Origin of the sequence: Winogradskyella sp. (assembly GCF_028289625.1) — a bacterium.
Classification (GTDB): Bacteria; Bacteroidota; Bacteroidia; order Flavobacteriales; family Flavobacteriaceae; genus Winogradskyella.
Genome location: NZ_JANQOM010000019.1, coordinates 1 through 7982, shown reverse-complemented (window position 1 = coordinate 7982; position 7982 = coordinate 1). Strand labels below are relative to the sequence as shown.

General features: G+C 35.9%; 11 protein-coding genes and 2 pseudogenes. 3 read left to right on the top strand and 10 right to left on the bottom strand.

From position 1 onward, the window contains the following. Positions 1-12: 12 nt before the first annotated feature. Both Q0992_RS04090 and Q0992_RS04085 read right to left on the bottom strand, forming a co-directional pair. Positions 13-714, bottom strand: a pseudogene (locus Q0992_RS04090) (RecQ family ATP-dependent DNA helicase); the annotation flags it as partial. Next, on the bottom strand, positions 714-1256 hold the full coding sequence (locus Q0992_RS04085; protein WP_299520912.1) for an AAA family ATPase: 543 nt from the start codon (positions 1254-1256) through the stop codon (positions 714-716). The pseudogene Q0992_RS04090 and the gene Q0992_RS04085, both read right to left, overlap by 1 nt. 91 nt (positions 1257-1347) lie before the next feature. Here Q0992_RS04085 and Q0992_RS04080 point away from each other — a divergent pair, with 91 nt between their 5' ends. The 3 genes from Q0992_RS04080 to murA all read left to right on the top strand — a co-directional run bounded on the left by Q0992_RS04080 (position 1348) and on the right by murA (position 3694). Continuing rightward, entirely contained in the window at positions 1348-1641 is a 294-nt protein-coding gene (locus Q0992_RS04080; RefSeq protein WP_299520910.1) for a DUF493 family protein, read from the top strand. An 85-nt stretch (positions 1642-1726) separates the two neighbouring features. Beyond that, positions 1727-2371: a DUF4290 domain-containing protein gene (locus Q0992_RS04075; protein ID WP_299520908.1), complete on the top strand. Its 645-nt coding sequence runs from the start codon at positions 1727-1729 to the stop codon at positions 2369-2371. 6 nt (positions 2372-2377) lie between these two features. Beyond that, the gene (gene murA / locus Q0992_RS04070) at positions 2378-3694 is read left to right on the top strand and encodes a UDP-N-acetylglucosamine 1-carboxyvinyltransferase (RefSeq protein ID WP_299520906.1); all 1317 of its coding nucleotides are present in this window, start codon (positions 2378-2380) and stop codon (positions 3692-3694) included. 186 nt (positions 3695-3880) lie between these two features. On the opposite strand, the gene Q0992_RS04065 is transcribed toward murA, so the two are convergent. From Q0992_RS04065 to Q0992_RS04030, 8 genes and pseudogenes are all read right to left on the bottom strand, one after another. After that, positions 3881-5185, bottom strand: coding sequence for a deoxyribodipyrimidine photo-lyase (locus tag Q0992_RS04065; protein ID WP_299520905.1), 1305 nt, complete (start codon positions 5183-5185; stop codon positions 3881-3883). An 82-nt stretch (positions 5186-5267) separates the two neighbouring features. Next, positions 5268-5729, bottom strand: a complete 462-nt coding sequence (locus tag Q0992_RS04060) for an SRPBCC family protein (protein ID WP_299520903.1) — start codon at positions 5727-5729, stop codon at positions 5268-5270. Positions 5730-5751: 22 nt separating this feature from the next. Then, entirely contained in the window at positions 5752-6216 is a 465-nt protein-coding gene (locus tag Q0992_RS04055) for a TspO/MBR family protein (RefSeq protein WP_299520901.1), read from the bottom strand. 4 nt (positions 6217-6220) lie between these two features. Then, entirely contained in the window at positions 6221-6388 is a 168-nt protein-coding gene (locus Q0992_RS04050; protein WP_299520900.1) for a Lacal_2735 family protein, read from the bottom strand. 4 nt (positions 6389-6392) lie between these two features. Beyond that, a complete protein-coding gene (locus tag Q0992_RS04045; protein ID WP_299520898.1) occupies positions 6393-6932 on the bottom strand; it encodes a glutathione peroxidase in 540 nt (179 codons plus the stop codon). Between the two features lie 5 nt (positions 6933-6937). Further along, positions 6938-7621 carry an SDR family NAD(P)-dependent oxidoreductase gene (locus Q0992_RS04040; RefSeq protein WP_299520896.1) on the bottom strand — a complete coding sequence of 228 codons (684 nt, stop codon included), beginning with the start codon at positions 7619-7621 and terminating at the stop codon, positions 6938-6940. Between the two features lie 6 nt (positions 7622-7627). Next, positions 7628-7855, bottom strand: coding sequence for a hypothetical protein (locus tag Q0992_RS04035; protein WP_299520894.1), 228 nt, complete (start codon positions 7853-7855; stop codon positions 7628-7630). A gap of 3 nt (positions 7856-7858) precedes the next feature. Then, a pseudogene (locus tag Q0992_RS04030) lies at positions 7859-7982 on the bottom strand (GTP cyclohydrolase I); the annotation flags it as partial.

Genomic DNA, 7982 nt, shown 5'->3' with positions numbered 1-7982 from the left:
TGTTGCTCTTCAATTCCTAACATATATAATGGAAGCTCCTGGATGTGTTTTTAGAATATGCTCTAACTGGAATAATTTATCGTCTGTATGGATTACCTGGTAAGCGATATTTGGTCTGACAAATGAGGCTTTAAAAATTTTTGGAGCAACAAAGTCAAGGTTTTCAATTATATTTTCAACAATGTCGTGTTTGGCTGTTGCCGTAAGTGCAATGCAATTAATATGAGGGTGTATATTTCTCAGTATTGAAATGTTTTTATAGGCGGGTCTAAAATCATTTCCCCATTGGCTAATACAATGTGCTTCATCAACAGCAATAAGGTTTACTTTCATCTGTTGTATACGCTCTTGCACTATAGGTTGTTGCAGTCGCTCTGGTGAGACATACAAAAACTTATAATTGCCATAGATGCAATTATCTAATTGTGTGTCTAAATCAGTATAAGACATTCCCGAGGTTAGGGCAATAGCTTTTATCCCTTTTTGTTTTAGTGTATTTACTTGATCTTTCATTAAGGCAATGAGCGGAGAGACCACAATACAAAGACCATCTTTAATTATCGCAGGAATTTGAAAACATATTGATTTACCTCCTCCTGTGGGCAACAGTGCAAAAGTATCCTCACCATCTAATACAGAAGTAATAATGTCTTCTTGTAAAGGTCTGAAGGAAGTATAGTTCCAATAGCGTTCTAAGACTTCTATGGGATGCATTACTGTATATTTAATTCCTCTAAAATAAAATCCGATCGATGTTCTACTGATGCAAAGGGCACATCAATTAGTTGATACCCGAAACGTTTATAGGTGCTTAATAAATGATGATGGATCTCTATGGCTTGTTCAAAATTTTCGTAGCGTTCATTATCGCTTATGAAAATTTCTTGCCATGGAGCTAATATAAACACATAGTCATAAAGGTAAGCCCTAGAGGCATCAATAAAATGTTTAGGGTAATGGTCTCCAATATAATCCATATAGGCCAATACATCTGGGATACCTCTATCTAAAAAGACAATAGATTCGCTTTCGTGCGAAGCATTATTGAACTGTTGAATTCTTCCGTCCAATAACTTTTCGCTAAAAAGTAAGGGTTCTGTAAGAAACAGTTGCTCTATGCCATCCTTCCTAGCCTGTAAAGTCACCTGTCTCGATATTTCATCATAACAAGTAAAACCGCGTTCTCTTAAATGATTGACAATAGAGGTTTTTCCTGTTCCAGGACCACCAGCTATGACAACTTTTTTTGGATTCAAATTGGCAGTATTTTTGCAGTAAAAATCGTGATAATATATTAAAACGAAAAATGTAAAGTAAGATGTATCTTTGCATTTATAAAAGTTGATAATGGATAAGAATAAAAAATCTGAAGAGTTTTACATCAAGCTAAAGGCGCAATTACAGGATACAGCACTTTGGCCCACCGAATATTTGTATAAGTTTATAGTAGTTTCTGAAATCTCAAAGATTGAAGACATAAAATCGTTGTTCAACCATTTGGGTGCGGTAATACAAACAAGGCCATCTAAGAATGGTAAATACACAAGTGTCTCTGTTAACGTTAGAATGAAAAATCCTGACGCTGTCATATTAAAATATAAAGAGGTTGCGGAAAAAGTCGAAGGCGTAATTTCACTTTAATATTTCTTATTAGCTAGCTATTTTTTTGTACTTTGCGACAAAACCGTGAAACTGCAGGTTTTATAATTACTACACATTTTACATTTTGATAGACAATTTAGAATACAACACAGAACGCGAGCATTTAATTATACCAGAATATGGGCGTCATTTGCAAAAGATGATCAATTATGCCAAATCTCGCGAGACCAAAGAGGAAAGAAATAAATTAGCAAAGGCAATCATTTCCGTTATGGGGAATCTTCAGCCCCACCTTAGGGATGTGCCAGATTTTCAACATAAGTTATGGGATCAGCTTTTCATAATGTCCGATTTTGAATTGGATGCGGATTCGCCATTTCCAAAGCCGTCCAAAGAAGAATTAGTAGCAGGCCCTGAACCATTGAAATACCCTCAAAATCATCCTAAGTATCGTTTTTATGGCAACAATATAAAGACTATGATTGATGTAGCCTGTACCTGGGAGGATGGCGAAATGAAAGAAGCCTTGGTTTATACCATTGCCAACCATATGAAAAAGTGCTACCTCAATTGGAATAAAGATACCGTTGAGGATATCGTTATTTTCGACCACTTGTTTGAACTCTCCGATGGCAAGATTAATTTGAAGAACAGCGAAGAAGATCTTACAGATTCATCAAGTTTAATGCGGACCAAGTCTAAGTACGGTAGTAAAGGCGGTTCTAAAAAATCAAAAAAGAAATATTCAAGCAACAGAAAACGTTACTAATAACGTATGAGTACATTTAAGATTGAAGGTGGTCACCAATTAAAAGGTTCTATAAAACCCCAAGGTGCAAAAAATGAAGCTTTACAGATTTTATGTGCTGTTTTGCTCACCCCAGAAAAAGTAACCGTCAATAACATTCCAGATATTGTAGATGTTAATAAACTAATTAAGCTTCTTGCAAATTTGGGTGTAGAGATCGAAAAATTATCTTCTAACAGTTATACCTTCAAGGCCGAGAATATTAATCTCAAGTACCTAGAATCTGATCAGTTTAAGGTAGAAGGAAGAGGATTGCGTGGTTCTATTATGATTGTTGGACCATTGCTGGCACGCTTTGGTAAGGGTTACATTCCTAAACCTGGTGGTGATAAGATAGGGCGAAGACGATTAGATACCCACTTTGAAGGCTTTATTAATTTAGGTGCTAAATTCCGTTACAATAGAGAAGACTATTTCTATGGAGTGGAAGCAGAGAAGTTAAAAGGCACTTATATGCTTTTGGATGAAGCTTCGGTGACGGGAACGGCAAATATTGTAATGGCAGCGGTACTAGCTGAAGGCACGACAACGATTTATAACGCAGCATGCGAGCCCTACTTGCAACAGTTGTGCAAAATGCTGAATAGAATGGGCGCTAAGATTTCTGGTATTGGATCTAACATGTTGATAGTTGAAGGCGTTGAAAGGCTTGGAGGAACAGAACACAAAATGCTGCCAGATATGATAGAAATTGGTAGTTGGATTGGTCTAGCTGCTATGACCAAAAGTGAACTTACAATTAAAGATGTAAGTTGGAACGATTTAGGACAGATTCCGAGTGTTTTTAGAAAACTGGGTATAACTGTTGAACAGCGAGGGGATGATATCCATATACCAGCTCATAAAGACGGTTATCAGATACAAAATTATATTGATGGTTCAATTTTAACCATTGCCGATGCACCATGGCCTGGGTTTACTCCAGATTTATTGAGTATAGTTTTAGTGATTGCCACTCAAGCTAGAGGTGAAGTGCTTGTGCATCAAAAAATGTTTGAAAGTCGCTTATTCTTTGTCGACAAACTCATAGATATGGGAGCTAAAATCATTCTTTGCGATCCACACAGAGCAACGGTTATAGGTCATGATTTTAAATCAACATTAAAGGCGACCACCATGACCTCTCCGGATATTAGAGCAGGTATTTCGTTATTGATAGCGGCACTCTCTGCCAAAGGAACATCTATAATACACAACATCGAACAAATAGATCGAGGCTACGAAAATATTGACGAACGCTTAAGAGCTATTGGTGCAAAGATTGAACGCTTACCGGGAAATTGATGCATTTTAGAATGAAAGGTCTTATCCAACCGTTAAAAAAAGCCCTGAAGTGAATCAGGGCTTTTTTAATTGCTTTGTGAAATGGTTATTCAGATTAAGACATGGTTTGCCTTACAATAAATAACGGCACGATTTAATATATATTGCATTAAGAGTTAAAAAAATAAAAATAAATTAATAGACCTGTTAATTTAATGCAGATTTGTAAACTTCCAAACAGCGTTTCCTAGCTATTTTATGATCCACAATTGGCTTAGGATAAGTTAATTCTTGAAAATCTGGCGCCCATTTTTTAATGTATTCTAAATTTTTATCAAACTTCTGGATTTGAGATGTCGGATTGAAAATTCTAAAATAAGGCGACGCATCAACACCAGAGCCAGCCACCCATTGCCAGTTACCAACATTACTGGCCATTTCGTAATCGTGTAATTTTTCGGCAAAATAGGCTTCGCCCCAACGCCAATCAATTAACAAATGTTTACATAAAAAGCTGCCAACCAACATACGTACCCGATTATGCATAAAGCCAGTCTCGTTTAATTGACGCATACCAGCATCAACCAATGGATACCCTGTTTTACCTTCGCACCATAATTTAAATTCAGTTTCATTATTTCTCCATTGTATGCGGTCGTATTTAGATTTAAATGCTTGGTCTTTGGTATGAGGAAAGTGCCAGAGAATTTGCATGAAGAATTCTCTCCAAATCAATTCTTGCCAAAAGATTTCATTTTTCTCAGCAATGGCTTTTTCTATCATCTTTCTAATACTAACGGTTCCAAATCTTAAATGAGGGCCTAAGCGTGACGTCGCATCTTTAGCTGGGAAATTTCGAGTAGCTTCATACTCCTGAATGAGTTTAGGATTAACCTCATAAGGCAGTACGTTTTGAGTTGACTTTTCAAAACCAATATCGGATAGGCTTACATTGGGTAGGTCTTTTATTTTTATCAACGCTTCGAGATAATCTTCTGATAGATAAAATTTAAAGTCGATAGACTTAAACCTTTCTTTCCAAGTACGCATATATGGTGTATAAACCACATAGGGATTGCCATCTTTTTTTACAATATCATCTTTTTCAAAAATCACCTGATCTTTGAATGTTTTCATTCCAATCTTTTTCGATGTTAAGAAAGATTTAATTTCTGAATCTCTTTCGGTTGCATAAGGTTCGTAATCATGATTGGTATAAACGGTATTAACATCAAAATCCTTAACGAGTTGCTCGTATATTTCCAAAGGTTTACCATGATAAATGGCTAAGCTACTGTCATAATCGTTCTGTAATTTTCGCCTCATATTCTGAAGCGTTTCATGTATAAACGACACTCGCGCATCATCTTTAGGTAATTTATCTAAAATGTCAGAGTCGAATATAAAAAAAGGCAAAACAGGATATTCACTTTGCAAGGCGTTATAAAGACCTACATTGTCCTCTAATCGTAGATCTCTTCTAAACCAAAATATATTGACTTTTTTATTCATAGCAATATTTTGTCATTCCGTACGCAATAGGCATCTATAATTAGTTTTGTGGATTCCTGCTTTGCGCTGGACCGATAAATGATTAATACTTACCAAACAATTCCTCTAGTTTCTGTGTTCTGTAATTGAATATCTCTTCGAGCTTTGGTTTTACCAATATTGGATGCACCATTTGTCCTAAAATACCCATCGGGACTTTGTAATCAATAATGTCTTCCATCTCTACGCCACCATCAATTTCCTTTATAAAGTGTTTGTGATGCCATAAAGCATACGGTCCAAAACGTTGTTCGTCAACGAAATATTCTTTGTCTTTTACATGTGTAATTTCGGTAACCCATTTAGTTTTAATGCCTAATACTGGAGTTACGATATATTGAATGATTTGTCCAGGAAACATAGGCCTATCAGCACCAGAGAGTATATGAAAACCCATATAATCGGGCGTGATGGTTTTCAGATTTTTTGGGCTTGATAAAAATTCCCAAGCTTTGTCAACCGATATTGGAAGATTCTGTTTTTTATGTAAAGTGTATATTTTCATTTTTGTGATAGTCTAATTTAAACTAATTATTAACTACAATATAGCCATTTAGGGAGGTAGCGATACAAAGCCAAATTAAGTAAGGCATTAGCAGGTATTTGGCATATTTTAGGCGGTCATTTCTAAATGTAATGAAGAAGTAAAAAATCACTATGAGGAGCAGGCTAATGACTAATAAACCCAAAGTGATTTGATGCTGATTGAAGAACACCCAGTTCCAGCCTACATTTAAAATTACTTGAAAGCCATAGACTAGCCATATAAACCTTGAATTTCGATTGTGAAATAATTCGCCCAAATACCATGAAAAACAAACCATTATAGTGGTCCAAGCTACGCCAAATACCCAACCTGGAGGTGTCCATGGTGCTTTGTTTAAGTCTAAGTACCATTTGGTTTCTGGACCATTGTTCATCAACCAACTTCCTAAGGCAAGCCCTCCAAAGTTGATAACTAAAAACAGTACAAAATAGGCCAGCTTACTCAAGATACTAATTGTTTAAAGCCTCGATTTTTTCTAATACTTGTTGTGCTTCGGCATATTTTTTATCACTTTCGGCTCTGTTGATAGTAGATAGCTTATGCCAATCTGCCATCAGCTTTTCGTATTGTTTTTGAAGCTTTTCTAGCTCTGATGTTTTTTTAAATAATCCAAACATGGTTTTAGTTTAAATGTTTAGTGATTCTTTGGTTAGTTGGTTTTGTAATAGAGTAGAAGAAGTCTATAAACTCTCCACTTTCATCTATAAGATACTTTTGAAAATTCCATTTAACTGTGGAATTTTGTTTGCCATTAATAGCTTTTGTAGTTAGCCACTCGTACAATGGGTGTTGGTTTGGTCCTTTGACATCGATTTTTTCTGTAATTAAAAAAGACACACCATAATTAACTTGGCAGAACGCTTCGATTTCTTCAGGATTACCTGGTTCTTGCTTACCAAACTGATTACATGGTACTCCAATAACGACTAATCTGTCCTTATAAGTTTCATGTAATTTTTGAAGTTCTCTGTATTGCGGTGTAAAGCCACATTTTGAGGCTACATTAACAAACAGAAGTTTTTTGCCTTTAAATTGAGATAAATCAATAGGTTGACCTTGCAAGCTATCTATTTTGATGTCGTGAATAGATTTTGAAGGTTTGTTGATGACGTCTTTGTCAGTAGCCGTCAATGTGCCAACGAAGGCTTTTAATGGGTTCATAATAGTTATATTTTGAAGCTCACAATACCACAGTCCATTTCAAAGACTTGTCCCGATAATGATGCTGCTTTTTCGGATAATAAAAACGTCGCCATATCAGCCACTTCATGTGGTTGTAGGTATTTTTTAAGCGGATGACGCTCATTCATATTTTCTATCATGCGTTCATTACGCAATAATTTAGAGGCTAAATCGGTATCTGTAACCGTAGGTGCAATAGCATTGATCCTTATTGTTGGCGCTAGCTCGGCTCCAAGAGATTTTGTTAGACCTTCTACTGCTGATTTTGCTGCTGCAACACTGGCATGAAAAGGCATACCCAGTTTTGCCGCTACGGTACTAAATAATACAATGGAAGATCTATTGCCATTTTTCAATGCAGGTAAATACATCTGAATGGCTTTTACAGCACCTATAACATTGATGTCAAAATCTGATTTAAAGTCTTCAATACTAAGCCTGTTTATAGGCTTTAGATTGATGCTACCAGGACAGTAAACTAAACCATCTGCATTTTCAATATTTGGCAATTCATCGGTTAGGATATCACATTGATAATGTGTTAAATTATCATGCGATTGATCAGGAGCGGTTCTGCTGATATTTACAACTTTATGTGAAGAAAGCAAAGACGAGACGATTGCATTGCCTATGCCTTTGCTTCCACCAACTACGATTATAGTTTTCATTATGTACTATGCAGCCGTAAGCGGTCTACCTTTTAATCGTTTTTCAATTTTTTGCTTAATCACGGTTAAGCGCTTCATTAAGTCCATTAATTTGGAGTCTTTTTTCTGCTTATAGATTTCATTAACGCCTAGAATAATTTCTTTGGCTTCTCTAGCGGCTAAAATTCTATCACTTGTGGTCTTGAAAGAAAACTTTCTGTTTTCAAATTCAACGGCTCTTTCTAATATATTCATAGCTTAATCGTTTAAATAGTTTTGTAATTCTGAAATTTTTTCTGCGGTGTTAAATTCGCCTCCATAGTAAGTAGTCACTGTGGCAGAAGTATCATCCTTAACACCTCTTGAGGATACACATAAATGC